Here is a 26,591-nt window from a genome sequence, read left to right on the forward strand (position 1 = left end):
TTTATAAAATCTAAAATGTTAGATCTCTATTCTAAACTACTACAATTCAAACTTGATTCCTTGAGATAATGGTAATTCTGTAGTGTAGTTTATAGTGTTGGTTTGTCTTCTCATATACACTTTCCATGCATCCGATCCAGACTCTCTACCACCACCAGTTTCTTTTTCACCTCCAAAGGCTCCACCAATTTCAGCTCCACTGGTTCCAATATTCACGTTAGCAATACCACAATCAGACCCATTAACAGATAAGAAGTGTTCTGCCTCTCTTAGGTTATTGGTCATAATTGCAGAAGAAAGCCCTTGTTTCACCCCATTTTGTACTTCCAAAGCATCTTCAACATTTCCAGAATACTTCATCATATATAATACAGGTGCAAAAGTTTCATGCTGTACGATCTCGTAAGAATTCTCAGCTTCAGCGATCGCTGGTTTTACGTAACAACCACTTTCAAAACCTTCACCTTCTAGTACACCACCTTCAACAATGATCTTTCCACCTTCTTCAACAACTTTAGTTAAAGCGTTCTGGTAATTTTTCACTGCATCTTTATCTATAAGTGGTCCTACATGATTATTTTCATCTAAAGGATTCCCAATACGCAATTGCTTATATGCAGCAACTACAGCTTCTTTTACCTTATCGTAAATAGATTCGTGAATTATAAGTCTTCTGGTAGAAGTACAACGTTGTCCTGCAGTTCCCACAGCACCGAATACAGCACCAATAACAGTCATTTTAATATCGGCATCCGGAGTTACAATAATTGCATTGTTCCCACCTAATTCCAATAAAGATTTTCCAAGACGTTCTGCTACCTTAGAAGCAACGATCTTACCCATTCTGGTTGATCCTGTTGCAGAAATAAGCGGAATACGCTTATCCAAAGTCATCATTTCTCCTACTTTATAATCTCCTGTTACCAAACAAGAAATTCCTGCAGGCACATTATTTTCTTCAAAAACTCTTGCTGCTATTTTTTGACAAGCTACAGAAGTAATTGGTGTTTTTTCAGATCCTTTCCAAACACAAGCATCTCCACAAACCCAGGCTAATGCTGTATTCCAAGACCAAACAGCAACCGGGAAGTTGAAAGCAGAAATAATTCCTACTACTCCAAGTGGGTGGTATTGTTCGTACATTCTATGTCCAGGACGCTCAGAGTGCATGGTAAGTCCGTGTAATTGTCTTGATAATCCAACTGCGAAATCACAGATATCTATCATTTCCTGAACTTCTCCTAAACCTTCTTGGTAAGATTTCCCCATCTCGTAAGAAACCAGTTTCCCTAAAGGTTCTTTTAATCTTCGAAGTTCTTCGTTAAATTTTCTAACTATTTCCCCACGTAATGGTGCAGGCATCGTTCTCCAGCTTTTAAAACCTTCGGTAGCAGCAGTCATCACTTTTTCATAATCTTCTTTCGTGGTAGATCTCACTTTTCCTATCAAAGAACCATCTACAGGAGAATAAGATTCAATAATTTCACCACTTCCAAAAAATTCTTTTCCGGTAGAAGTTCCATCATTAACATCTGTAATCCCTAGGTCTTTTAAGGCTTGTTTAATACCAAACTTTTCTGCTATATCACTCATTTATTTGTGTTTTTATCTTTAATTATAACTAGTTGTTGCGAAAATAATAAATATTAAAAGAAACCTGTCCTTTATCTACTTTCATTCATTAAGAATTAATAAAACGCTCGTCTACAGGCATCACAGTCCCACAATTATCACAAGTTCGCAAGTCTTTACTTCCATAAAAGTGCTTAAAATGACCTAGAAAATCGGTTTCTATATCGTGTAATGGGAAGTATACTTCATATAATTTATGGTTACAATTATCACAAAACCAAAGCAAACCATCTTTACCTTCTTCTCCCAAACGCTTGCGCTCTACTACAAGTCCGATAGACCCAGCTTCCCTAATAGGAGAATGCGGTACTTTTCTGGGATGCAGATACATATCTCCAGGTCCCAGTTGCATAACCTGCTTCTCTCCATTCTCCTGAACATGGATCTCGATATTACCTTCCAACTGAAAAAACAATTCTTCGGTTTCATTATAATGATAGTCCTTGCGAGCATTGGGCCCTGCAACGATCATCACAATATAGTCGTCACTTTCTTTATATAGGTTCTTATTCCCAACAGGCGGTTTCAGTAAATCCCTATTTTGCTCCACCCATTTGGTTAAGTTAAAAGGCTTATTTATTGGCATAATCTATTAGTTTAATAAAGTTGTTTAAAATTAATCATTCTCACACACAAAGCTATAAAGCTTATCTAAATGTTTTGCGCGTATGCCCTATTCGGTCACCGCGCTATTCGCTTCAAGTCCTCGTCCAGAGTCTTTAATAGCTCCTAGCTATCTGGACGAGACGGGATGAGACTCTGGACTGCGGGCTTTACGCTGCTATCGCTTACGCAAAAAAGAAGCTTCCAAGAAATTCAGTTTTCATCTTCTAAACCTGAATATTATTTTAGTACTTTTAATTCAAAGATCTCAATACCCAAATTCATGAAAAAACTATTACTTTTCTTTTCTTTCACCCTCTTGTTAGCATGTAATTATGCAACTGAAGAAAAAAAACCCATTGATAAACCACAGCAAAAAACCACTTCAGATAAGGTAGAAACCGACAATTTTGGGATTGTAATTCACGGTGGTGCCGGAACGATACTTAAAGAGAACATGACAGATTCTTTGGAAACTGCCTACAAAGTTGTTTTGGAAGAAGCCATAAGAGCTGGACATGAAATTCTTGCTAATGGAGGAACTTCTATAGAAGCTATTCAACGTACAATTAATATTATGGAAGACTCGCCGCTTTTCAATGCAGGCAAAGGCGCAGTTTTTACCAATCAAGAAACAAACGAGATGGATGCTGCCATTATGGATGGAGAAACCCTTAATGCAGGTGCCGTTGCTGGAGTGACCACGGTGAAAAATCCAATAAACTTGGCATTTCAGGTAATGGAGAATTCTCCACATGTTTTACTATCCGGTAAAGGAGCAGAGCAATTTGCAAAAGAACGCGGATTGGAACTAGTAGAGCCTTCTTATTTCTATACAGAAAACAGATTTCAATCACTGCAAAAAGTAAAAGAGGCTGAAAAGATGAAGGCAGACAGCGCCGATGCTAGAACTGCATTTTATGATCCTTTTATAAAAGAATCTAAATTTGGTACGGTAGGTTGTGTTGCTTTAGATAAGAATGGAAATATAGCAGCTGGTACTTCCACGGGTGGAATGACCAATAAAAAATGGAATCGAATTGGAGATGTTCCAATTATTGGCGCAGGAACTTATGCTAATAATGCTACTTGTGCAGTTTCCGGAACTGGTTGGGGAGAATTCTTTATGAGAGGAGTTGTAGCCTACGATATTTCAGCAATGATGGAATACAAGAAAATGAGCCTTGAAGAGGCTGCTAAAAAGGTGATTCAAGGAAAATTAACCGAGCTACGTGGCGAAGGTGGGATTATAGCTATAGACAATAAAGGAAATATTGCTATGGAGTTCAACTCTGCTGGAATGTACCGTGCCGCGATGAATAAAAAAGGAGAATTAACCATAGGTATCTACAAAGAAAATGAAAATTCTCCTGAAGAAAATGAGTAAGCATAATTCTATATAACAATTTAAGCTCCAAATAATTGGAGCTTTTTTTATGCTATTTTTAACCAAGTTGCACCTAGAGAAAGTAGTTTACTTAGAAAGTTAAAAGTATCTTTGCCGACTGAAAAATTCTCTGTCTTCACGGCATTAAACCCTAATTATGAATAGATTACTATTTATTTGCCTTCTTTTTTCTTCTTTTTTCGTTCAATCTACTATGCTAGGCCAGCGACTTACAAGACCTGAAGTGTATGATACTATCAAGGAAATGCCATCATTTTCTAGCTATCAGGATAATTATTTTATTAGCGGTGCACCAACTAATAAAGCAATTACTAAGAATAATTCAGATATTAAATATCAGATCAGCTTCAAGCAATTTGTTACTAGAGCAACGTTGCCTCTAAATAGTTATTTATTTATAACATATTCTCAAAAAGCGTTTTGGAATGTTTACAGTTTATCAAGCCCTTTTGAAGAGATCAATTTTAATCCAGGAGTAGGTCTTGGAAAGCCTGTTTTTAACAAAGGAGGGTCAATTTTTGGGTTGGCCGAGTTAAAGTTTGAACATGAATCTAACGGGAGAGACAGTTTAGATAGTAGGAGTTGGAATAGGATCACTGGTGCTTTCCATACTCCAATTGGAAGAAGGACTATACTTAGTGTTAAAGCTTGGGTACCGATAGCTTATAAAGAGAACCATCCGGATATTTTGGATTATGTAGGACTTGGTGAAATTAAGATAGAACAAACAATTATCCGCAATAGATTAATCGCCGATCTTACTGTTAGAAAAGGCTTAGAAGGTTGGAAAGGGGCTGCTTCTACTCGTCTTCTTTATAAATTATTCAACAATTCTGGAAATCAATATTTAATGCTGGAGTGGTTTGCGGGATATGCCGAAAGCTTAATAGATTACAACCAATATACAAGCATGGTTCGCTTAGGATATGTAATTAAATCTACCGACCTAAATATTTTAAAGTCTAAATAAATTACCCCCTAAATACATTAACAAAAGTTTAGTTACTTATTAGTTCGGAAATTACCGAACTAATACTAATTTTGCATTTCAAATTATAGAAATGCGTAAAGAATTAATTGAACGAAAAAATAAACTGGTTGAAAGACTAGGTGTTTTTATAGAGAATGAAGATAACATGGCTCCTCTAGAGGCAAGGATCTTCTCTACTTTAATCCTCACTGGTAAAGGTGGTAGTACTTTCGAAAGCTTGGTAAAAGATCTAAATGCCAGCAAAAGCACCATCTGCACACATTTAAATACTCTACAAGCATCAGGGAGAGTAAGCTATTTCACCAAACCGGGAGATAGAAAACGCTATTTCAATGTTACTCCAAATAGACTTGTTCAGGTAATGAACGAAATGTTGGAGAAATGGAATAAGCAATATGATATTCACTCGGATATCATCGAATATAAAAAAGACGCTAACAAGGAAAACACCATAGAATCTGAAGAATTTGATCTTCATTTTCATGAGAACTATTTATTATTTCTAGAAGAAGTTAGCAACGCTGTCAAGAAATTGAAGAAAAATATCGCAGAATTATAATCTACATACCCAATTATCCCTATTAAATTTTAAGATCAACATGAAGAATATTATAAAGTTAATAATTGTATCCATAGGATTAGTCTCCTTAGTTTCCTGTGGGAAAGGACAAGATCAAAATGCAGCTCAGGCAGCACAACCAATGCCATATCCCGTATATGAAGTGCCAACTAAAACACTTACTGGATTTACATCTTACCCTGCTAGTGTAGAAGGAATTGTAAATAGTGAGGTAAGAGCAAAAGTATCTGGTTATATCACTAAAGTTTTAGTAGATGAAGGTGAAAAAGTTAAAGCAGGACAAATCCTTTTTAAACTTGAAACTCAATCTTTATCACAAGACGCTGCTGCGGCTAAAGCTAATGTTAATGCGGCCCAAGTTGAGGTAGATAAATTGAAACCTTTAGTAGAAAAGAACATTATAAGTTCTGTGCAATTGCAAACGGCTAAAGCAAAACTTCAGCAAGCACAAAGTGGCTATAATGGGATCATGGCTAATATTGGATATGCAAATATTAAAAGTCCAGTAGATGGTTATGTTGGTTCTATTCGAAAAAGAGAAGGTGCATTAATAAGTGCTTCAGATCAAGAACCACTTACTACTGTTACAGATATAAGTAAAGTATACGCCTATTTCTCCATGAATGAAACAGATTATTTAGATTTCATTCAAGCCGCAGAGGGAGCAACTGTTCAAGATAAAATAGATAATATTCCTGCAGTTCGATTAAAACTTGCTAACGGAAGTCTATACGAACAGGAAGGGAAGATTCAAACGATCAATTCTGTGATCAATCCAAATACTGGATCTATATCCTTTAGAGCAATATTTGATAATCCATCTAGATTATTAACTAATGGGAATAGCGCGAGTGTAGAAATTCCTAAAACTTATAAAGACGTTTTAGTGGTTTCCAAAGAATCTACACATGAGCAACAAGGAAATGTACTTTTATTCAAATTGCAGAACAATGATTCTGTGGTTTCTACTACTGTAAAGGTGGTTGCTGAAGTTGGTAATCTATATATAATAGATTCTGGTGTAGAAAAAGGAGATAGCGTAGTGGCTAAGGGAGCTAATAAATTAAGAACTGGCGCCAGAATAAGCCCACAACCTGTAGCATTTGATTCTGTAGCAAAACCACTAGAAAAAATATTTAACTAACCGGAGAAGAAAGAAAAGATCATGATTAAAACATTTATTGAACGTCCGGTTCTCTCAACGGTAGTTTCTATTATTATAGTAATATTAGGAATCCTTGGGTTAACAAATTTACCAATAACTCAATATCCAGATATTGCACCGCCAACAATTTCTGTAAGTACCGCATATCCCGGTGCAAGTGCAGAAACTATTTTGGAAAGTGTAATTGTTCCTATAGAAGAACAGATAAATGGAGTTGAGGGAATGACCTATATCACTTCAACAGCTTCCAACGATGGTACGGCCTCTATTACAGTTTATTTTGATCAAAATGTAGATCCAGATATTGCTGCGGTGAATGTACAGAACCGAGTAGCTAGAGCCAACCCGTTATTACCTGCAGAGGTAAAACAAATTGGAGTAACTACTCAGAAACAGCAAACAAGTGCGTTGATGTTCCTTTCCTTTTATAGTACTAACCCAGATTATGATGACACTTTTATTCAGAATTATCTAAAAATAAATGTGATCCCGGAAATACAAAGGGTGAATGGGGTTGGTAACGTAAATGTATTTGGCGGAAAAGATTACGCCATGAGAATTTGGTTACAGCCAAGTAAATTGAAGGCTTATAATCTTATGCCATCAGATGTTACCGCAGCGCTAAGAGAACAAAGTTTAGAGGCTGCAGCAGGTTCCTTAGGAGAGAATAATGGTGAGACATTTTCCTATGTTATTAAATATGGTGGAAGATTTAAATCTGAAGATCAATATAGCAATATTGTAATTAAAGCTCTTGGCGACGGACAGTTTTTAAGGCTGAAGGATGTTGCAAAAATTGAATTGGATGCTCTATCTTATGATGGTGGCTCTTCCACAAATGGATATCCTGCAGTAAACATGGGGATCTTCCAAACAAAAGGTTCTAATGCACAAGAAATTATTACCACAATTAAAGAACAGCTGGATTCTTTAGAAAAAGACCTTCCAGATGGAATAGAGATCTTTATCCCTTATGATACTAACAACTTCCTTAATGCTTCTATAGAAAAAGTAGTGACCACATTAATGGAAGCCTTTTTATTGGTTTTTATTGTCGTGTTTATATTCCTTCAGGATTTTAGATCTACACTTATTCCTGCAATTGCAGTTCCTGTATCTATTATTGGAACGTTCTTTTTCTTAAACCTCTTTGGGTATTCAATCAACCTTCTTACACTTTTTGCCTTAGTTCTGGCAATTGGTATTGTGGTAGATGACGCCATTGTAGTGGTAGAAGCCGTTCATGCCAAAATTGATGAAGGAGCTAATGATGTTAAAAAAGCTACCGTAAATGCTATGCATGAAATTTCTGGAGCTATTATATCTATAACTTTAGTAATGGCCGCAGTATTTATTCCCGTTACTTTTATTGAAGGACCTACGGGAGTTTTTTATGAACAATTTGGGGTTACACTTATTATTGCTATAATTATATCTGCAGTAAATGCTTTAACCTTAAGTCCTGCACTTTGTGCTTTATTATTAAAACCACACGACAAAAAACAACAAGGAAAAGAGAAAAAGAGTTTTCTTCAACGTTTTTATACTGGATTTAACCGCGGATTTAATGCTTCCATTCACAGATATGGACAATCTTTAGGGTTTTTATTCAAACATAAATGGATCACTCCTTTAATACTTATACTTGCTGTTGGAGGTATTTGGTGGGCTTCTAATACTACTCCAACTGGATTTGTGCCAGATGAGGATCGTGGAATTATCTTTATGAATGTTGAACTACCTGCAGGAGCTTCTATGGATAGAACCAATGAAGTGAATCAGAAATTATATGAAAAGATCTCTCAACTTCCTGAAGTTAAAGGAGCATCTGTAATTAACGGGCGAAGTTTAATTAGTGGAGCTGGTAGTAATTACGGACTTGGATTTATTAGATTAAATGATTGGGATGAACGAAAAGATGATAGCCAATCTATTAAAGCTGTAACCGGAAAGTTATTTGGTATAGCTGCTACAATTCCCGAAGCTAATATTATTTTCTTTTCACCGCCTAGTATTCCTGGATTTGGTAACTCTTCTGGATTTACAGTGAATCTTTTAGATAAATCTGGTTCTAGTTTCGAAGAATTAGATAAGGTGAATCAGGAATTCATACAGAAATTAACAGCAAGACCAGAAATACAATACGCACAATCTTCATTTAACACTCGCTATCCTCAATATGAGATAGAACTAAATGTTCCAGTGGCGAAGAAATTTGGAGTTCCAATTAGTAGTATTTTCTCCACTTTACAAGGATATATCGGTGGGGTTTATGCATCAGATTTTTCCAAATTTGGGAAACAATATCGAGTGTATATTCAAGCCTTACCAGAAGATAGAGCCAGCAAAGAGGCGCTCAATGAACTATATGTTAGAACAGGAAGCGGTGAAATGGCACCAATTACAGAGTTTATGACTCTAAAGCGGGTATATGGACCGCAATCTGTTACAAGGTTTAACCTGTTTAACTCTACAACTCTTACTGGAGCTGTAAATCCAGGCTATAGTTCTGGAGATGCTATTACCGCAATTGAGGAAGTAGCTAAAACTTTGCCTAGTAATTATAGTACTGCATATTCCGGATTAACGAGAGAAGAAGTGAGTGCGGGAAATCAAACCACTATGATCTTTATTCTATCTATTGTATTTGTGTACTTTTTACTTGCTGCACAATATGAAAGTTATTTATTACCACTTACGGTACTTTTCTCTCTTCCATTAGGAGTTTTTGGGGCATATATTTCCACTAAACTAACAGGATTGGAGAACAACATATATTTCCAGATCGCTTTGATCATGCTGATAGGACTACTTGCTAAAAATGCTATTCTAATCGTAGAATTTGCAATACAGCGTAGAAAGAATGGAGAATCTATTGTAGATGCGGCCATACATGGAGCAAAAGCTCGTTTAAGACCTATTTTAATGACCTCGTTTGCCTTTATTCTAGGATTAATGCCGTTAGTGCTTGCAAACGGAGTAGGAGCTGCAGGAAACCGATCAATTGGAACCGGAGCTGTTGGTGGTTTGTTAATTGGAACCATCACGGGAGTCTTTGTAATACCAATCTTATTTATCCTATTCCAGTGGTTACAAGAGAAAGTAGGAAAGAAGCCGGTATTAATTGAGAACGAATAATAAGAATAAGAAATTTAATACAATGAAATTACTATATAAATCGAAATTCTTACTTGTGGGAATGATTGCTTTAAGCCTTCAATCCTGTTTTGTAGCCAAAGATTACAAGAGAAGTGAAGATGTAGTTCCTAGTAAAAATCTCTTCAGAACAGATGAGCTTCCACAGGACAGCTTAAGCATGGCAGAGGTTTCTTGGAGAGAACTCTTTACAGATCCTGTTCTTGGAGAGTATATTGAAAATGGACTTCAAAATAATTTAGATGTGCGTATCGCTTTGCAACAAATAATTGCTGCAGAAGCTTATGTAAAACAAGGGAAAGCTGGGTATTTACCAACATTAGATGCCGGAGCAAGAGTTACACATCAAGAATATTCTAAAAACTCTCAGGCAGCCCTTGGAGGATTAAATAGTGGTGATGCGTATGAAATTGCTGCAACAGCCTCTTGGGAAGCAGATATTTGGGGGAAGATTAGAAGTAACTCCAGAGCTTTTGATGCCTCCTACCTTCAAAGTGTTGCAGCGCACCAAACTATTAAAACAAGATTGATCTCTGATATTGCTACAACTTACTACCAGTTATTAGCATTGGATGAACAGCGATTGGTAACTATGGAAACCATAAGTGCTCGGGAGGAAGCTTTAGAAACCACAATAGCACTTAAAGATGCAGGAAATTTAACCGAAGTTGGTGTTAAACAGACCGAGGCACAATTATACACCGCGAAAGCCTTATTATTAGATATCGAGAATCAGATAAGACTTCAGGAAAATTCATTGTCCATATTATTAGGGGAAGCTCCACAAGGAAAAGAAAGAACCACTTTAAATGAACAGGAAATAACCACAGATCTAAATACCGGGGTTCCTGCAGAATTATTAAAGAATCGTCCAGACCTTAAGGAAGCCGAGTTTAATTTAATTAATGCGTTCGAGCTTACCAATGTAGCTAGAAGTAATTTCTACCCATCCTTACAACTTACCGCAACAGGAGGTTTACAAAGTTTAGATATAGAAAAGCTTTTCGATGTAAATTCCCTTTTCGCAAATTTAGTTGGGTCTCTTGCTCAACCTATATTAAATAAGAGAAGAATTAGAACCGAATTCGAAGTTTCTCAAGCCAGACAAGAACAGGCAAAGCTTAATTTTCAATATGCGTTGTTAATTGCAGGGAAAGAGGTGTCAGACGCGCTGTATGCTTATCAATTCAACACAGATAAGATAGACGTGAAAACAAAGGAATTTGAAGCTTACACAGATGCTACAAGGTATTCTGAAGAATTATTGGATAATGGTTTAGTGAATTATTTAGAAGTGATCATTGCAAGACAAAACAGTCTTAATTCTCAGCTAAATTTAATAGATGCCCGATTTAATCAATTAGCATCTGTTGTAGAACTGTACCGCGCTTTAGGTGGCGGTTGGCAATAAAAAAAGTATAGTTAGTTGTTGGAGATCAAGCCTGAGGTTTAAAAACTTCAGGCTTGATTTATTTAATTCAATTTCCCACCTTTCTGGGTCCACCAAGGATGAACTTCCACTTTTAATCTTCCTGCTTTCACCATGGGGTCCATATTGGCAAGGCTATCTGCTTCTTTTAACGTTTTTGTGTTATAAACTACGATCCCTCTTATATCGCCATCACTTTCTAAAGGCCCTACTAAACTAGCATAACCTTCTACAGCCATCCTTTCTAAATGTGCCAAATGATTGGATTGAAGCTTGACAGTTTCCGTTGAATCCTGATCTCTGTTTTCTCCGTTTTTCAAAAACACCATATAATATTGCTGCATCAAATAGGTAGAATCTCCTTCTTTATAAAGAAAAATTTGATAACCTTCCTTTTTAAGTAGATCTGCACGCTCTTCTAAAGTAAGTTCCTGAGTCTTTTCTACTGCTACAGAAGTTTCTGTAATTTTCTTTTCTTTAGACTGGTTACAGGCTAATAATAAACTTACTACACCTAAAATTAAAATTGCTTTTTTCATGATCTTCTATTATATCCAATTTTTAAATGGGTTTTTACTTAGTTGAGAATTATAATATCGCAAATCTCCTGTTACCTCTTCACCAAGCCAATCTGGTTTTTTAAAAGTATCTTTTTCTGAAGTCAATTCGATCTCTGCCATCACGAGGCCTCGATTATCTCCCGAAAATTCATCTATTTCGAAAGTGAATTCCTCCGATTTCACAAAATATCGAACTTTTTCTATAGCTCCAGGCTCGCAAAGTTTTAAAAGTTCCAAAGCTTCCACAACGGCAATCTCCTTTTCCCACTCAAATCTAGACAGACCACTTTTAGAAGATTTTCCCTTGATTGTGATAAATGCAATTTCATCCTGAATTCGGATTCTTGTAGTTCTTTCTGGATGCGAGTTTAAATACCCTTGTTTTATTTCTGAACTTTTAAATGCTTCATTTTTGAATTTATCTGAAGTCACTAAAAATTTTCGCTCTATCTCTACCATAAATTTTTAAAATTATTCTGAAGCTAATTTCTCAATTTCATCAGATTCGATCAATATTTTCGGATAACCAGAGTTTGCGCAAACATGCATTGCTTTTGCTATAGTTTTAGGATGAATAGATCTATATTTTTTTAAAGATCCTACTAATAGATTATTAAAAACCTTCATCCCTTTTATAGCTAATTTCTCAAAAAATCTTTCTTCTTCTCTCTCGCCGGCAATTAATGAAGGTTGAAAAATATAAGTATTCTTAATTCCTTGTTCCAAGACGTGATGCTGCATTTCTCCTTTAACTTTGTTGTAAAACATACTGGAGTTAGCATCGGCACCAAGAGCAGAGATCACCAAGAAAGTAGAAATATCATTTTCTCTACATAATTTAGCTGCGGTAACAGGAATCCCAAAATCGATTTTTTTATAGGTTTCCTTATCTGGAGTTTTACTTTTTGTGGTTCCAATACAGCAGTACACTTCATCTGCATGAAAGCTATCCTTGTAATCTTCCAGCTTCAATAAATCTACCAAATGCTCTTCGAGTTTGTCATGCTCGAAACCCACACTGGATCTTGAAAAAACTTTCACTTTATCGTATTTTGGATCATCTAATAACATTTTTAATAAGTGTCCACCAGTTAATCCTGTTGCCCCTAATAGTATAGCTGATTTCATAAGAATTTTTTAATATGGTAATATATCAAAGGTAGTAGATTATTAACTATTTAAACTGCCTAGTTCTAACTCGTGTAATTGTATTGGGTAATCCAAGTTTCCCTAAATTTGCATTGTGAAAACTCAGGTCCCAATTCGAAAGATAATTCATATAGATATGGATGCATTTTATGCATCTGTAGAGCAATTGGATAATCCCGATCTGCGGAATAAACCGGTTGCAGTTGGTGGAAGTTCAGAAAGAGGTGTAGTTTCTGCAGCGAGTTATGAGGCTCGGAAATTTGGTGTAAAGAGTGCTATGAGCAGTGTGATCGCAAAACGGAATTGCCCATCTTTAATTTTTGTAAAACCTAGATTCGAACGATACAAAGAGATCTCTTCACAAATAAGAAATATCTTTTTAGAATATACAGATCTTGTGGAACCGCTGTCTTTAGACGAAGCATATTTAGATGTAACCGAGAATAAAAAGGGAATTCCCAGCGCCTCTCTAATAGCAAAAGAAATTCGGGATAGAATAAAAGAAAAGACAGGTTTAAATGCTTCCGCAGGGATCTCCATCAATAAGTTCATAGCGAAAGTTGCAAGTGACATCAATAAACCTAACGGACAAAAAACTGTAAATCCTGAGGAAGTAGAAGAGTTTTTGGAGCAATTGCAGATAAGAAAATTCTATGGCGTCGGAAAAGTGACTGCAGAGAAAATGTACCAATTAGGGATCTTTAAAGGAATTCAGCTAAAAGAAAAATCCGAAGAATTTCTAACCGAGAATTTTGGTAAAAGCGGTAGGTACTACTATAATGTAGTGCGGGGAATTCACACGAGTGAAGTTAAAACAGACAGAATTAGAAAATCCCTAGGGGCAGAAAGAACTTTTAATGAGAATATCGCATCAGAGATCTTTATGCTGGAAAGATTGGAAAATATTGCTGAAGAAATAGAACGCAGGTTAAAAAAGAGTGAAGTTGCTGGAAAAACTGTCACTTTAAAAATAAAATATAGCGATTTCACTTTGCAAACAAGAAGCAAGTCTTTGCCTTATTACATAGCTTCAAAAGCTATTATTTTAGACACTGCAAAAGAATTACTCTATCAGGAAAAAATGAAGAACTCAGTACGGCTTTTGGGAATTACACTTTCCAATTTAAATACTGGAGGAAAGGTATCTCCAGAAAAAGAATCTTCTATTGCAGTACAGCTAAGATTTGATTTTTAAACATAAAAAAACCACTGTTCACATAATTGTAAACAGTGGCTAAATATCATTAATTGATTTTAAGCTATTTCTGAAACACGAAGGGTGTTTACCATTCCTTTATTTGCAATTGGCATAGATGCAAGATTGATCATAAAATCTCCTGTATCTGCATACCCATTATCCCTTGCTATTTTATTAATATCCTCTATAGTTTCGTCTGTACTTGCGAATTTATCGTAGAAAAAAGCTTTCACTCCCCATAACAAACTTAACTGAGATAGAATTCTATGGTTAGAAGTAAAGACCAAAATAGTAGATTCTGGGCGCCATGCTGAAATTTGAAAGGCAGTATAACCACTATTTGTAAGTGTACAAATTGCTTTTGCTTTTATTTCATTTGCCATTATCGCTGCATGAAAACATACAGATTTAGTGATATATCTACTTGTTCTAACATGTGGTGGGTCATGAGGCACTTTAATAAGTGGAGAATTCTCAACGCTTTTTATTATTTGCGTCATTTTTTCTATCACCTGAACTGGATATTTACCTACAGAAGTTTCCCCGCTTAACATTACTGCATCTGCACCATCCATTACAGAATTTGCAACGTCATTTACCTCTGCTCTTGTTGGAGTAAGGCTTGTGATCATTGTTTCCATCATTTGGGTAGCGATGATCACAGGAATTCTTGCTTTTTTAGCTATTAGAACCAATTGCTTCTGAATAAGTGGAACTTCCTGTGCTGGAATTTCTACACCAAGATCTCCACGAGCAACCATTAATCCATCGCAATAAGCAACAATTTTATCTATGTTCTCAACACCTTCTGGTTTTTCGATTTTTGCAATGATTGGAATTTTATGATCGCTATGTTTCTTGATGAGATCTTGCAATCCTATTAAATCTTCCGCATTTCTCACAAAAGAAAGCGCGATCCAATCTACTTCAAGTTCACATGCAAAAATTGCATCTTCAATATCCTTAGGCGTAAGTGCTGGTAAAGAAATCTTAGTGTTTGGAAGATTAACTCCCTTCTTAGATTTTAATGGCCCTCCTTGAATTACTTTTGCTACAACTTCATTCGTTTTGTTGGTGCTTACAATTTCAAACATCAACTTTCCATCATCCAATAATATACGTTCTCCTGGTTGTACGTCTCTTGGAAATTGCTCGTAGTTCATATAAACACGAGATGCAGTTCCTTTAAATTCCTTTCCTGTTGCAAAAATGATTTGATCTCCGGGGTTCACAACCACTTCTTCCTTCATTTTCCCGACCCTTAATTTTGGGCCTTGAAGATCTGCTAATATTGCTGCAGCATATCCAAATTCTTCATTAAGTTCACGGATCATTGTAATTCGCTCTTTCACATCTTCATAGTCTGCATGCGAAAAATTCACCCTAAACACATTTACTCCTGCTTCTAGCATATCCTTTAAAACAGATTTTTCGCTGGTTGCTGGTCCTAATGTGGCTACGATTTTTGTTCTTTTATTTTCTGGCATTAATCTACAATTAAATTGTTTCTTGATTTTAGCTGATTTACATCAACTATATATGTTGTTATAACTCTTGGTATCCTACTAATGGCATTTAGAAGGTCTTGAATAAGATCTTCTTCTAGATCATCTTCTATTTTCAAAAAATAATCTACCTTTTTATACTCCGGAATTAAATATGTGAGCTGAGTAGAAATTTCTTCTTCTACAAATAAAGAACCTGAACTTACTACCTTTTTTACAGAGCCCTTATACTTGTTCTTAAACAAATAATACGTCCGGTATTTAGTAGGTTCTTTAAAAAGGTAAAGTGGATACAACGCCTGTACCTCACCATGATTAAAATCTACATCAATTGGAGCACGTCTAAGGCTTAAATGTAGATTCCTATTCAAAAGAAAAGCCATTTTAAATTCTTCTAATGAACTATGGATGGCCAATAAATGATAATTATCCTCTACATCATCCAAAACTAATTTATGGGATAACATACTCTTAATCTTTAATGTTAAAGATAAAATAAGAATACAGATTTCTAAGAGAAAAATAGGATATTTTGATAAATTTCTACGAAAACGTTATAGTGGGAAGCTATTGACTGCTAGTTATCTATCTTTTCTTGTAAAGCATAATATGCTCTTTTAGATGCCTTTTCCTCAGCTTTCTTTTTTGAAGTTGCTCTTGCTTTTGCTACTACCTTATCTTCTATTCTAAGTTTTACAGCAAAATGTTTCACTTCATCATTTCCGGAATCATCATAAACTTCGAAACTAAAATCTTTCTTGGTTTTTTGACACCATTCTATAAGTAAGCTCTTATAGCTAATCACTTTTCCTTCTAGCTGCTCAATATCTACATAAGGAATGATCACTCGATCATGTATAAATTTTTTGCAGTATTTGTATCCACGATCCCAATAAATTGCACCTATAAGGGCTTCAAATAAGTTTCCATGAATATTGGCACCAAATTGTTCTTTAGGGATGTTGGTTTGCACGTGACCTATAAGATTCAGGTCTTTTCCTAATTCATTTAAGTGCTTACGGCTTACCACCTTGGAGCGCATCTTGGTAAGGTAACCCTCATTGCCTCCTGGCACAGTTTTAAACAAATAGGCTGCAATTATACTGCTAAGCATAGCATCACCCAAAAATTCTAAGCGTTCAAAATTTATTGCATTCCCGTCTTCATCTCTTTGATTTAAAGATCTGTGAGTAAATGCTTTTTTATAAAAATTGATGTTTTTTGGTTTGAAACCCAAGATCTTTTGAATTTCAATAAAAAAATTCCCGTCTTTAGAAGAACGGGAATTTAATATGTTTCGAATAACACTCATTGCGATAGGTTATTCGTCTAATTTTTTAAACAGTACACATGCGTTATGACCTCCAAATCCAAAAGTATTACTCATTACTACGTTCACTTCGCGTTTTTGCGCTTTGTTCAAGGTAAGATTTAACTCTGGATCTATGTTTTCATCTCGATGTTCATGATTGATCGTTGGAGGAACAATTCCATACTTCATAGAAAGTATTGAAGAAATAGCTTCAATAGCTCCCGCAGCTCCTAACAGGTGACCTGTCATGGATTTTGTAGAATTGATATTAATATTCTTCGCGTGTTCTCCAAAAACTTTAGAAATCGCTTTCAGTTCAGCTACATCCCCTAAAGGAGTAGATGTTCCATGAGTATTAATGGCGTCTACATCTTCAGGCTTTAAACCTGCATTTTGTAAACAATTCTCCATTACCGCAACAACTCCAATTCCTTCCGGATGTGGCGCCGTCATGTGGTAGGCATCAGAAGAAAGTCCACCGCCAACTAACTCGGCGTAGATCTTTGCTCCACGTGCTTTTGCATGTTCATACTCTTCTAGAACTAAAGCACCTGCTCCTTCCCCTAATACAAATCCATCTCTGGTTGCATCAAAAGGTCTTGAAGCCGTTTCGGGACTATCGTTTCTTGTAGAAAGAGCATGCATAGCATTAAATCCTCCCATTCCTGCTTTAGTTACCGCAGCTTCAGATCCACCAGAAATAATCACATCGCTATATCCCAAGCGAATGTTATTTAAAGCATCGAACATAGCATTGGCAGCAGAGGCACAAGCCGAAACTGTTGTATAGTTTGCACCCATAAAACCATGACGAATAGAGATATTACCCGGGGCAATATCTGCAATCATCTTAGGGATAAAAAATGGATTAAAACGCGGTGTTCCATCTCCCTCAGAGAAATTGATCACCTCGTCTTGGAATGTTTCCAGTCCTCCAATTCCTGCTCCCCAAATTACTCCTACCCTATGTTTGTTAACAACATTTAGGTCTATTCCAGAGTCTTTAATAGCTTCATCTGACGCAACAATTGCGTATTGTGCAAATCTATCTAGTTTTCTAGCTTCTTTCCGATCGAAAAAATCAAGAGCATTAAAATTTTTGAGTTCACAAGCGAATTTTGTCTTAAACTTTTCAGCATCGAAATAGGTTATAGGTGCACACCCACTCTTACCAGCCACCAATGCATTCCAATATTCTTCAACATTGTTTCCAATAGGTGTAAGGGCTCCTAAGCCTGTAACTACTACTCGCTTTAACTCCATATAGTACTATTCTTTTTTATTTAGCTTTTTCAATATAAGAAATTGCTTGACCAACTGTAGCAATGTTTTCTGCTTGGTCGTCTGGAATCTGGATATCGAATTCTTTTTCAAATTCCATGATCAATTCCACAGTGTCTAATGAATCAGCGCCTAGGTCGTTCGTGAAACTTGCTTCTGTAACAACTTCGTTCTCGTCAACACCTAACTTGTCAACGATAATCGCTTTTACTCTTGATGCAATGTCTGACATAATATTCTATTTTAATTTTGATTAAGTTGCAAAAATAAAAAACTTTACTTTAAAACTGGTTTTTACTTTAAAAATGTGACGGGAATTTACGGAATTTTCATTTAAACCCTTTATTTTTACACTTAATAATTGTTAACAGCGAAGTTTTGTCCTCACAAAAAAGAATAATCCCAAAAAAAATTGTTGTCTTCGCATCTGGCTCAGGCTCTAACGCTGAGAACATTATACGTTATTTTAAAGATTCCAATATTGCCGAAGTGGTTTGTGTATTATCCAATAAGTCATCCGCAAAAGTTTTAGACCGGGCTCAGAAATTAAATGTAACCGCTCTTTATTTTGATAGAGATGCGTTTTATAAAACAAATGATGTTTTACATATTTTGGAAGATACTAAACCAGATCTTATTGTTTTGGCGGGTTTTCTTTGGTTATTCCCTAGCGCTATCATAGCAAAATTCCCAAATAAGGTCATTAATCTTCATCCAGCCTTGCTACCTAAATATGGCGGAAAAGGGATGTTTGGTGAGAATGTTCATCGTGCGGTCTTAGATAATAAGGAAATAGAAACCGGAATTACTATACATTATGTAAATGAAAAATATGATGATGGACAGATCATCTTTCAAAAAGGATTTCCTATTTCTTCAACAGAAACTCTAACAAGTCTAACTGAAAAGATCCACGAATTAGAACATCGTCATTTCCCAAAAGTGATCGAGAAATTATTAGAAGCTCCAACAATTGACTAAACCTGAAGTACACATTTATACAGATGGTGCCGCCCGCGGTAATCCTGGCCCTGGTGGCTACGGAATCGTTATGGAATGGGTAGGCAAACCTTATAAGAAAGAATTTTCTAAAGGCTTTAAGCATACTACTAATAATAGAATGGAACTATTAGCAGTAATAGATGCTCTTAAAAAGTTAAAAAAACCCGGAGTATCCGTTCTGGTGTTTACAGATTCCAAGTATGTAGTGGATTCTGTAAAAAAAGGCTGGGTTTTCGGATGGGAGAAGAAAAAATTCAAGGATAGGAAGAATTCAGATCTCTGGAAAGACCTTCTTGTAGAATACAGAAAGCACAAAGTAGATTTCCATTGGATTAGAGGGCACAATAACCATGTTCAAAATGAACGTTGTGATACGCTTGCAGTGGAAGCATCTAAGCAAAAACGTCTTCTTATAGACGAAGGTTTTGCAGAATAGGAATAGCTCTAAAATTTGATTTCATAAATTTTAAAATTGCTAAGTGCCTTGAAAAACAAACCGTATATTTGCAGCACATTTTTGAAACGTAATTATGAGTAAATTATTGATAGTAGGCACAGTAGCCTTCGATGCAATTGAAACCCCATTTGGAAAAACCGATAAAATATTAGGTGGTGCTGCCACATATATTGGCTTATCTGCTTCCCAGTTTAACGTTAAAAGCGCTATAGTTTCTGTAGTAGGAGAAGATTTTCCTCAGGAACATATGGACTTATTAACTAATAATGGAATAGACATCCAAGGAATTGAAGTTGTAAAAGGAGGGAAAACTTTCTTTTGGAGTGGAAAATATCACAACGATCTAAACACCAGAGATACTTTAGACACACAACTTAATGTATTAGCAGATTTTAACCCAGTTGTACCTGAAGATTTTAAAGATTCGGAAATCGTGATGCTAGGGAACCTTCATCCCTTAGTTCAACTAAGCGTTTTAGAACAGGTTAATAACCCAAAGCTAGTTGTATTAGATACCATGAACTTCTGGATGGACAATGCTTTAGAGGATCTTAAAAAAGTGATCTCCAAAGTAGATGTAATAACGATTAATGATGAAGAAGCAAGACAATTAACAGATGAACACTCTTTGGTAAGAGCTGCTAGAAAGATCGAAAAAATGGGTCCTAAATATGTAGTGATCAAAAAAGGAGAGCATGGAGCCTTATTGTTTCATAAAGATCAGATCTTCTTTGCACCTGCTTTACCATTAGAAGAAGTTTTTGATCCAACTGGAGCAGGAGATACTTTTGCTGGTGGATTCACTGGCTATTTAGCTCAATCTGAAGATATTTCTTTTGAAAACATGAAGAATGCAGTGATCTACGGATCTAGCTTAGCTTCCTTTTGTGTAGAGAAATTTGGAACCGAGAGAATGGAGAGTCTAAAACATCAAGAATTAGAATCACGCCTTCAAGAGTTTCAGAGCTTAACACAATTCGATATAGAATTAACGCCTACTAAAACCCTGTAATGTCAGGGTTTTTTTTGTGACTAAACTGAATTTTCAACCCTATTGAACCCGAAAGGTACTAGTTATGAGTGACGCATTAAAACACGAGTGTGGGATAGCCCAAATACGATTATTAAAACCCTTAGAATTCTATAAAGAGAAATACGGAAGTGCATTTTACGGGGTAAATAAAATGTATTTAATGATGGAAAAGCAACATAACCGCGGACAAGACGGGGCGGGCTTTGCCAGTATTAAATTAAATACAGAACCTGGAGATAGATATATTAGTAGACTAAGATCTAATGCCTCTCAACCTATTCAGGATATATTTGCACAGATCAACGAGCGTATTAATACAGAATTAAGCGAGCACCCCGAATATCTTAATGATGTAGCTCTTCAGAAAAAGAACATACCATATATAGGTGAACTTTATCTAGGACATGTGCGTTATGGAACTTTTGGAAAGAATAGCATAGAAAGTGTTCACCCATTTCTTCGCCAGAACAACTGGATGCACCGTAACCTTATTGTAGCTGGGAATTTTAATATGACCAATGTCTCCACCCTTTTTGACAAGCTGGTAGAACTTGGACAACACCCTAAAGAACGTGCAGACACTGTAACGGTGATGGAGAAGATTGGACACTTTTTGGATGATGAAGTTAGAAAATTATATAAAAAATTAAAGAAAGAAGGCTATACAAAAGTAGAGGCATCTCCACTAATTGCAGATAGGCTTAATGTTGCGAAGATCTTGAAAAAGTCTGCAAAAGATTGGGATGGTGGCTATGCGATGGCTGGATTATTAGGCCATGGTGACTCTTTTGTACTAAGAGATCCTGCAGGAATTAGACCAGCTTATTATTATAAGGATGATGAAGTTGTAGTTGTAGCATCAGAAAGACCTGTAATTCAAACTGTTTTCAATGTAAAATTTGAAGATGTAAAAGAATTAGAGCCTGGACATGCAATTATCACTAAGCTGAATGGTGAAGTTTCTATAAAGCAAATATTAGAACCTTTAGAAAGAAAAGCATGTTCTTTTGAACGTATTTATTTCTCTAGAGGAAGTGATGCTGAAATTTATAAAGAACGTAAAATGCTTGGTCGTCTATTGATGCCAGAAGTTTTAAAATCTATAGACCACGATACCATAAATACCGTTTTCTCCTTTATTCCAAACACTGCAGAAACCTCTTTCTACGGAATGGTAGAAGCAGCACAGGATGAGTTGAACAAGCAAAAGAATGAAGCCATTCTTTCAGAAAAAGACACTCTTACAGACGAAAGACTTCAAGAAATCTTAGCTCACAAGCTAAGAACTGAAAAGGTTGCTATAAAAGATGTGAAGCTTCGAACTTTTATTACTGAAGACAGCAGTCGTGATGATCTAGTAGCACACGTTTATGATGTTACTTATGGTGTGGTGAAGCCTGAAGATAATCTGGTGATCATAGATGATAGTATTGTGAGAGGAACAACTCTTAAGAAAAGTATCATTAAAATGATGGATAGATTGAATCCTAAACAATTGGTGGTGGTTTCTTCTGCACCACAAATAAGATATCCAGATTGTTATGGGATAGATATGGCTAGACTTGAAGGCTTAGTTGCGTTTAGAGCTGCCTTGGAACTTTTAAAAGATGCAGGTAATTACGATCTTATAGAAGAAGTTTATAATAAGTGTAAGTTACAAGTTCATTTGGAAGATAAGGATGTACAGAATTTTGTAAAAGAAATTTACGAACCATTTACAGACCAAGAGATCTCAGATAAAATAGCAGAATTATTAAGCGAGCCAGAGGTAAAGACAAAAGTTAAGATCATTTATCAAACGGTTGAAAATCTTCATAAAGCTTGTCCCGAGCATTTAGGGGACTGGTATTTTACTGGAAATTATCCAACTTTTGGAGGAAATCGTGTGGTAAATAGAGCTTTTATAAACTTTTATGAAGGAAATGAAGGCAGGTCTTATTAATTGATTTTCAAATATATAGCACATAAACTGCCGTTTAACTATTATCTGGGTTGTTTGTCTAAAAGTGTTTGCGTAGGTGCATTTATTCCATATATTAGCAAAGCCATAGCATAAGTAGGTTAAGTTCATGGTAGATTTGGGGCAAAAAAAGGTGGATTCTCATCCACCTTTTTTTATGCGCAATAGTCAACAAAAAATGGCCGAGTTTCCTCGGCCATTTTTTGTTATATATAATCAAGATCTATTTTTCTTTTTCCTGAGCATATCTTGCAGAAACTTCTTTCCAGTTAATCACATTAAAGAATGCATTAATATAATCTGGACGCTTGTTCTGATATTTTAAATAGTAAGCATGTTCCCAAACATCCATTCCTAAGATCGGTGTTCCACCACATCCAACTTCTGGCATTAGTGGGTTGTCTTGGTTTGGTGTAGAACAAACTTCTACCTTTCCGCCTTTATGAACGCATAACCATGCCCATCCAGATCCAAATTGCGTAGCTCCAGCTTTAGAAAACTCATCTTTAAAAGCATCAAAAGAACCAAACGCAGCGTCTATTGCCTTTGCAAGTTCTCCTTCTGGTTTCCCGCCTCCGTCTGGGGACATCACTTCCCAATACAAATTATGGTTGTAAAAACCACCACCGTTATTTCTAACAGCTTTATTGGACATATCTAAGTTTTCAAGAATATTCTCTATTGTTTTTCCTTCATTATCTGTTCCTGCAATAGCATCATTTAATTTGCTGGTATATCCCGCATGATGTTTATCATGATGAATTTCCATTGTTTTAGCATCTATATGTGGTTCTAATGCGTCAAAAGCATAATTCAATTTTGGTAATTCAAAAGCCATAATTATATGTTTTTTAGTTATTATTTATTCAAGAGTTTCAAATTTAGGCATTAAGGATTTTAATTTAAATGTTTTTGTGTTATAAAATACTTAAAGATTGTGTTCTATTGAGATGTATTTATTACCATATTCCTTTAATTTAGACCTACGAACTTTATAAAATCTATTAGTTGATCAATCCCAATACCTTTACTATATATAATGCATCTGCAGGATCTGGTAAAACTTTTACTCTAGTAAAAGATTATCTAGTATTACTTTTAAATAGCAACAGAGACGATGCTTATAAAAATATCCTCGCAATCACCTTTACCAATAAGGCTGTTGGAGAAATGAAATCTCGAGTGATACAAGGGCTTAGTTCGTTGGCTTCAGAAAATATTTTAAGTGAAGATTCTCTTTTAAAACTACTTATTCAAGAGACTAATTTAGATAAAGCGGAAATTCAGCTACGAGCAAAAAGAATTCTTAAGAATATTCTTCACAATTATGCCGCATTCGATATTTCTACTATAGATAGATTCACACATAAAATTATAAGAACTTTTGCCAAGGATCTTGGAATTCCTGTGAACTTTGAAGTTGAACTCAATTTAGATCTTATTTTACAAGAAGCCGTGGACCGGGTAATTAATAGAGCTGGTGAAGAAAAAGAACTTACCAAGGTGCTTCTAAAGTTTACATTGGATAAAACCGATGACGACAAGAGTTGGGATATAAGCAGAGATCTGTTTTCTTTCTCAAAATTACTAATTCGCGAGAGTCAGCAACAATATGTGCAACAATTAAAAGGAAAGAGTCTTCAGGATTTTGCAGAGTTTTCTGAAAAAATTAAAATGGGGATTATTTTAATTGAAGATGATATTATCGATGCTGCTAATTCCTTCTTTGAACTTCTATCTAAATTTGAACTCACCGAAAAGGATTTTAACGGTGGTTATTTATTTAAATATTTCATCAAAATTAAAAATCAAAACTATATAAAATTATTTGGAGCAAAATGGCAGGATAAGCTTGAAGATTCCGCTCTTTACCCACAGAGATTGAGTGATGATAAAAAAGCTGTTTTAGATCAACATCAAACTGAAATTGCCGAATATTTTAATAAGTCTAAAAGAGCAATTCTTAAACGAGATTATTTAAAAGCTATAGATAAAAGTATTATTCCGCTTTCTCTTCTAAGCGAGATTTCTAATGAAATCGATAAAATTAAGAAAGAGCGCTCCCTTGTGCTTATCTCCGATTTTAATCCGACTATCGCGAAAGAGATCAACAATCAGCCTGTTCCCTTTATATACGAGCGGCTAGGAGAACGCTATAAAAATTATTTTATAGATGAATTTCAGGACACTTCAGAAATGCAGTGGACGAATATAATTCCATTAGCAGATCATAATCTTAACACCATTCAATCTAACACGGAGCCAGCTGCAAATATCACTTTAGTAGGAGATGCTAAACAGTCTATCTATAGGTTTAGAGGTGGAAAAGCAGAGCAGTTTATCGATCTATGTATGCTTGGAAATCCATTTCAGGTAGAAAAAGAGGTAATAGACCTTCCTTCCAATTATAGAAGTGCTAAAGAAGTAGTTGCATTTAATAATTCTTTCTTCCAGTATATTTCTAATAAATTTGAAAGTAATACCTATAAAACCCTTTTTCAGAAAAGTGGGCAAGAGCCTATAAAAACGGGTGGTGGATATGTGAATATTTCTTTTTTAGAAGCAAAGAAGAAAGAAGAGGAATTAGAGATGCACCCAATTAAATCTTTAGAAATCATTAAAGATCTAGATGAGCAAGGCGTTTCCAGAAGTGATATTTGTATATTAACCAGAACTAGGAAGGAAAGTTTTGCTATTGCAAACTATTTAAATGAGCAAGGAATAGCTATAGTTTCTTCGGAATCCTTATTAGTATCTAATTCTCCAGAAGTTCGTTTTATCAACAATCTTTTTACTGCATCCTTAAATCCTCACGATAAAAATATAAAATGGGAACTGCTTAATTATCTAATTCAAAAATTAGAGATCAAAGATGCTCATAAATTAATACTAGAAAATTTAGAAAAGGAACATCAGGAGCTTTTTGATTGGCTAACAGAATATGAGATCTATTTCGATATTAAAAAAATCCAGGTCTTATCTATCTATGAAGCTGCAGAATATATTATAAGAGCTTTTTCTCTTATCAAAGAGTCCGATGCTTATCTGCAATTCTACTTAGATTTTGTTTTTGATTCTTTAAATAACCAAAATATAGGTATCTCTGAATTTCTAGAACTCTGGAATCAGAAAAGTGAAAAATTGAGCATCCTTGCACCAAAATCCAATGATGCCGTCCAGATTATGACAATTCATAAGTCTAAAGGTCTAGAATTTCCGATAGTTATTTACCCATTTGCGAATTCGGCACTACAGGATATCTCCAGAGAATCTATCTGGTTGCCTCTGCCCGAAGGTTTAAATGATATACCAATTGGTTATTTAAAAGCTTCAAAGGGGATGTTAGATTGGGGAGAAACTGAAGCAAATGCATATCAAGAACTTTTAGATAAAACAGAGTTTGATAGTATTAATGTGCTTTATGTGGCATTTACTCGAGCTGCACAGCAATTATATATAATCTCTAATTTAGATATTACGGCTAAAGGCGAGATCAATGAAAATAAGGTGTCTGGCTTACTCATTGGCTATTTAAAAGATGTAAATAATTGGAAAGAAGATCAAGAAACCTTCGAGTTTGGTAATAAAATTATTGAAAATTACAAAGCTTCAGAAGAAACAAGTAATCTAAAAAACAATCATTTTTTCTCTTCCTCTACTCAAAATAATGCGGTACAAATAATGACAAAATCTGGGTTGTTATGGGATTCGCTTCAGGAAAAAGCGATTGTTAAAGGAGATCTTTATCATGATATATTTTCTGAAATAGATACCATAGAAGATATGCCTTCAGCAATTAAGAAATTCACTCAAGATGAAAACCTTTCAGAAAGTGAACTTCTGGAAATAGAGAAATTAATTTCAGAAGTTATTCTTCATCCAGAACTGTCAGAATATTATACTGATAAAAGTATCGTTGTAAAAGAAAGGAATATTCTAAACCCAAATGGAGAAGTTTTACGACCGGATAGATTAAATATAAAAGATAAATTAGTTACTATCATAGATTATAAAACCGGTGCATTTCAAAAGACGCATCAACTCCAAATGGAGCAATACGCAAATATCCTAACTGAAATGGGATTTAGCATTCATAAAAAAATACTCATATATATTAATACAGAAGTGAACCTCACATTTATTTAAAAGATGTTTATTTTTGAAAAAAAT

23 protein-coding genes are annotated in these 26,591 nt (G+C 35.3%); 12 read left to right on the plus strand and 11 right to left on the minus strand.

Features of this window, described 5'->3' with window-relative positions:
• Positions 1-39 precede the first annotated feature (39 nt).
• A complete protein-coding gene (gene amaB, locus BC962_RS01225) occupies positions 40-1,593 on the minus strand; it encodes an L-piperidine-6-carboxylate dehydrogenase (protein WP_121344116.1) in 1,554 nt (517 codons plus the stop codon).
• A gap of 88 nt (positions 1,594-1,681) precedes the next feature.
• Positions 1,682-2,218, minus strand: coding sequence for a 3-hydroxyanthranilate 3,4-dioxygenase (locus BC962_RS01230; RefSeq protein ID WP_121344117.1), 537 nt, complete (start codon positions 2,216-2,218; stop codon positions 1,682-1,684).
• Positions 2,219-2,518: 300 nt separating this feature from the next.
• Here BC962_RS01230 and BC962_RS01235 point away from each other — a divergent pair, with 300 nt between their 5' ends.
• The 6 genes from BC962_RS01235 to BC962_RS01260 all read left to right on the plus strand — a co-directional run bounded on the left by BC962_RS01235 (position 2,519) and on the right by BC962_RS01260 (position 10,946).
• Positions 2,519-3,622: an isoaspartyl peptidase/L-asparaginase family protein gene (locus tag BC962_RS01235; protein ID WP_121344118.1), complete on the plus strand. Its 1,104-nt coding sequence runs from the start codon at positions 2,519-2,521 to the stop codon at positions 3,620-3,622.
• 157 nt (positions 3,623-3,779) lie between these two features.
• Positions 3,780-4,613 carry a phospholipase A gene (locus tag BC962_RS01240; protein ID WP_121344119.1) on the plus strand — a complete coding sequence of 278 codons (834 nt, stop codon included), beginning with the start codon at positions 3,780-3,782 and terminating at the stop codon, positions 4,611-4,613.
• Between the two features lie 91 nt (positions 4,614-4,704).
• Entirely contained in the window at positions 4,705-5,193 is a 489-nt protein-coding gene (locus tag BC962_RS01245; RefSeq protein ID WP_121344120.1) for a GbsR/MarR family transcriptional regulator, read from the plus strand.
• 40 nt (positions 5,194-5,233) lie between these two features.
• A complete protein-coding gene (locus BC962_RS01250; RefSeq protein ID WP_121344121.1) occupies positions 5,234-6,358 on the plus strand; it encodes an efflux RND transporter periplasmic adaptor subunit in 1,125 nt (374 codons plus the stop codon).
• A gap of 21 nt (positions 6,359-6,379) precedes the next feature.
• Positions 6,380-9,517, plus strand: coding sequence for an efflux RND transporter permease subunit (locus BC962_RS01255; RefSeq protein WP_121344122.1), 3,138 nt, complete (start codon positions 6,380-6,382; stop codon positions 9,515-9,517).
• A gap of 22 nt (positions 9,518-9,539) precedes the next feature.
• Positions 9,540-10,946: an efflux transporter outer membrane subunit gene (locus BC962_RS01260; RefSeq protein WP_121344123.1), complete on the plus strand. Its 1,407-nt coding sequence runs from the start codon at positions 9,540-9,542 to the stop codon at positions 10,944-10,946.
• A gap of 62 nt (positions 10,947-11,008) precedes the next feature.
• Here BC962_RS01260 and BC962_RS01265 read toward each other — a convergent pair whose 3' ends face one another.
• From BC962_RS01265 to BC962_RS01275, 3 genes are read right to left on the minus strand one after another with little or no spacing between them, the layout of a single operon-like run.
• Positions 11,009-11,503, minus strand: a complete 495-nt coding sequence (locus tag BC962_RS01265; RefSeq protein ID WP_121344124.1) for a YciI family protein — start codon at positions 11,501-11,503, stop codon at positions 11,009-11,011.
• A gap of 9 nt (positions 11,504-11,512) precedes the next feature.
• Positions 11,513-11,983 carry a CYTH domain-containing protein gene (locus BC962_RS01270; protein WP_121344125.1) on the minus strand — a complete coding sequence of 157 codons (471 nt, stop codon included), beginning with the start codon at positions 11,981-11,983 and terminating at the stop codon, positions 11,513-11,515.
• A gap of 12 nt (positions 11,984-11,995) precedes the next feature.
• Complete coding sequence (locus tag BC962_RS01275; protein ID WP_121344126.1) at positions 11,996-12,652, minus strand: NAD-dependent epimerase/dehydratase family protein; 657 nt, start codon at positions 12,650-12,652, stop codon at positions 11,996-11,998.
• 115 nt (positions 12,653-12,767) lie between these two features.
• Here BC962_RS01275 and dinB point away from each other — a divergent pair, with 115 nt between their 5' ends.
• The gene (gene dinB / locus BC962_RS01280; protein ID WP_121344127.1) at positions 12,768-13,868 is read left to right on the plus strand and encodes a DNA polymerase IV; all 1,101 of its coding nucleotides are present in this window, start codon (positions 12,768-12,770) and stop codon (positions 13,866-13,868) included.
• 59 nt (positions 13,869-13,927) lie between these two features.
• On the opposite strand, the gene pyk is transcribed toward dinB, so the two are convergent.
• From pyk to BC962_RS01305, 5 genes are all read right to left on the minus strand, one after another.
• Positions 13,928-15,358 (minus strand): pyruvate kinase, encoded by a 1,431-nt coding sequence (gene pyk, locus BC962_RS01285; RefSeq protein ID WP_121344128.1) that lies wholly within the window; start codon positions 15,356-15,358, stop codon positions 13,928-13,930.
• Complete coding sequence (locus tag BC962_RS01290; protein WP_121344129.1) at positions 15,358-15,843, minus strand: IPExxxVDY family protein; 486 nt, start codon at positions 15,841-15,843, stop codon at positions 15,358-15,360. The genes pyk and BC962_RS01290 overlap by 1 nt, the downstream gene beginning before the upstream one ends.
• A 110-nt stretch (positions 15,844-15,953) precedes the next feature.
• Positions 15,954-16,688 (minus strand): ribonuclease III, encoded by a 735-nt coding sequence (gene rnc / locus BC962_RS01295; RefSeq protein ID WP_121344130.1) that lies wholly within the window; start codon positions 16,686-16,688, stop codon positions 15,954-15,956.
• 9 nt (positions 16,689-16,697) lie between these two features.
• Positions 16,698-17,951, minus strand: a complete 1,254-nt coding sequence (gene fabF / locus BC962_RS01300) for a beta-ketoacyl-ACP synthase II (protein ID WP_121344131.1) — start codon at positions 17,949-17,951, stop codon at positions 16,698-16,700.
• Positions 17,952-17,967: 16 nt separating this feature from the next.
• Entirely contained in the window at positions 17,968-18,201 is a 234-nt protein-coding gene (locus tag BC962_RS01305) for an acyl carrier protein (RefSeq protein ID WP_010227409.1), read from the minus strand.
• A gap of 146 nt (positions 18,202-18,347) precedes the next feature.
• Here BC962_RS01305 and purN point away from each other — a divergent pair, with 146 nt between their 5' ends.
• The 4 genes from purN (at position 18,348) to BC962_RS01325 (ending at position 22,403) form a co-directional block, all read left to right on the plus strand.
• Positions 18,348-18,950 carry a phosphoribosylglycinamide formyltransferase gene (gene purN, locus BC962_RS01310; protein WP_121344132.1) on the plus strand — a complete coding sequence of 201 codons (603 nt, stop codon included), beginning with the start codon at positions 18,348-18,350 and terminating at the stop codon, positions 18,948-18,950.
• The gene (gene rnhA, locus BC962_RS01315) at positions 18,943-19,407 is read left to right on the plus strand and encodes a ribonuclease HI (RefSeq protein WP_121344133.1); all 465 of its coding nucleotides are present in this window, start codon (positions 18,943-18,945) and stop codon (positions 19,405-19,407) included. Before purN ends, rnhA begins: the two co-directional genes overlap by 8 nt.
• A gap of 94 nt (positions 19,408-19,501) precedes the next feature.
• Positions 19,502-20,440: a PfkB family carbohydrate kinase gene (locus BC962_RS01320; protein ID WP_121344134.1), complete on the plus strand. Its 939-nt coding sequence runs from the start codon at positions 19,502-19,504 to the stop codon at positions 20,438-20,440.
• Between the two features lie 64 nt (positions 20,441-20,504).
• Positions 20,505-22,403: an amidophosphoribosyltransferase gene (locus BC962_RS01325; protein ID WP_121344135.1), complete on the plus strand. Its 1,899-nt coding sequence runs from the start codon at positions 20,505-20,507 to the stop codon at positions 22,401-22,403.
• A 241-nt stretch (positions 22,404-22,644) separates the two neighbouring features.
• On the opposite strand, the gene BC962_RS01330 is transcribed toward BC962_RS01325, so the two are convergent.
• Complete coding sequence (locus BC962_RS01330) at positions 22,645-23,259, minus strand: superoxide dismutase (RefSeq protein WP_121344136.1); 615 nt, start codon at positions 23,257-23,259, stop codon at positions 22,645-22,647.
• 170 nt (positions 23,260-23,429) lie between these two features.
• On the opposite strand from BC962_RS01330, the gene BC962_RS01335 reads away from it, so the two are divergent.
• Positions 23,430-26,567, plus strand: a complete 3,138-nt coding sequence (locus BC962_RS01335; protein ID WP_121344137.1) for a UvrD-helicase domain-containing protein — start codon at positions 23,430-23,432, stop codon at positions 26,565-26,567.
• The last annotated feature ends 24 nt before the right edge of the window (positions 26,568-26,591 follow it).

The sequence above is a fragment of the Gillisia mitskevichiae genome (assembly GCF_003634585.1).
In the GTDB taxonomy this organism is placed as follows: domain Bacteria; phylum Bacteroidota; class Bacteroidia; order Flavobacteriales; family Flavobacteriaceae; genus Gillisia; species Gillisia mitskevichiae.

Bases quoted from the DNA above. Each gene is read 5' to 3' on its own strand.
- amaB (WP_121344116.1), bottom strand. From the start codon at position 1,593: ATGAGTGATATAGCAGAAAAGTTTGGTATTAAACAAGCCTTAAAAGAC.
- BC962_RS01230 (WP_121344117.1), bottom strand. From the start codon at position 2,218: ATGCCAATAAATAAGCCTTTTAACTTAACCAAATGGGTGGAGCAAAAT.
- BC962_RS01235 (WP_121344118.1), top strand. From the start codon at position 2,519: ATGAAAAAACTATTACTTTTCTTTTCTTTCACCCTCTTGTTAGCATGT.
- BC962_RS01240 (WP_121344119.1), top strand. From the start codon at position 3,780: ATGAATAGATTACTATTTATTTGCCTTCTTTTTTCTTCTTTTTTCGTT.
- BC962_RS01245 (WP_121344120.1), top strand. From the start codon at position 4,705: ATGCGTAAAGAATTAATTGAACGAAAAAATAAACTGGTTGAAAGACTA.
- BC962_RS01250 (WP_121344121.1), top strand. From the start codon at position 5,234: ATGAAGAATATTATAAAGTTAATAATTGTATCCATAGGATTAGTCTCC.
- BC962_RS01255 (WP_121344122.1), top strand. From the start codon at position 6,380: ATGATTAAAACATTTATTGAACGTCCGGTTCTCTCAACGGTAGTTTCT.
- BC962_RS01260 (WP_121344123.1), top strand. From the start codon at position 9,540: ATGAAATTACTATATAAATCGAAATTCTTACTTGTGGGAATGATTGCT.
- BC962_RS01265 (WP_121344124.1), bottom strand. From the start codon at position 11,503: ATGAAAAAAGCAATTTTAATTTTAGGTGTAGTAAGTTTATTATTAGCC.
- BC962_RS01270 (WP_121344125.1), bottom strand. From the start codon at position 11,983: ATGGTAGAGATAGAGCGAAAATTTTTAGTGACTTCAGATAAATTCAAA.
- BC962_RS01275 (WP_121344126.1), bottom strand. From the start codon at position 12,652: ATGAAATCAGCTATACTATTAGGGGCAACAGGATTAACTGGTGGACAC.
- pyk (WP_121344128.1), bottom strand. From the start codon at position 15,358: ATGCCAGAAAATAAAAGAACAAAAATCGTAGCCACATTAGGACCAGCA.
- BC962_RS01290 (WP_121344129.1), bottom strand. From the start codon at position 15,843: ATGTTATCCCATAAATTAGTTTTGGATGATGTAGAGGATAATTATCAT.
- rnc (WP_121344130.1), bottom strand. From the start codon at position 16,688: ATGAGTGTTATTCGAAACATATTAAATTCCCGTTCTTCTAAAGACGGG.
- fabF (WP_121344131.1), bottom strand. From the start codon at position 17,951: ATGGAGTTAAAGCGAGTAGTAGTTACAGGCTTAGGAGCCCTTACACCT.
- BC962_RS01305 (WP_010227409.1), bottom strand. From the start codon at position 18,201: ATGTCAGACATTGCATCAAGAGTAAAAGCGATTATCGTTGACAAGTTA.
- BC962_RS01320 (WP_121344134.1), top strand. From the start codon at position 19,502: ATGAGTAAATTATTGATAGTAGGCACAGTAGCCTTCGATGCAATTGAA.
- BC962_RS01325 (WP_121344135.1), top strand. From the start codon at position 20,505: ATGAGTGACGCATTAAAACACGAGTGTGGGATAGCCCAAATACGATTA.
- BC962_RS01330 (WP_121344136.1), bottom strand. From the start codon at position 23,259: ATGGCTTTTGAATTACCAAAATTGAATTATGCTTTTGACGCATTAGAA.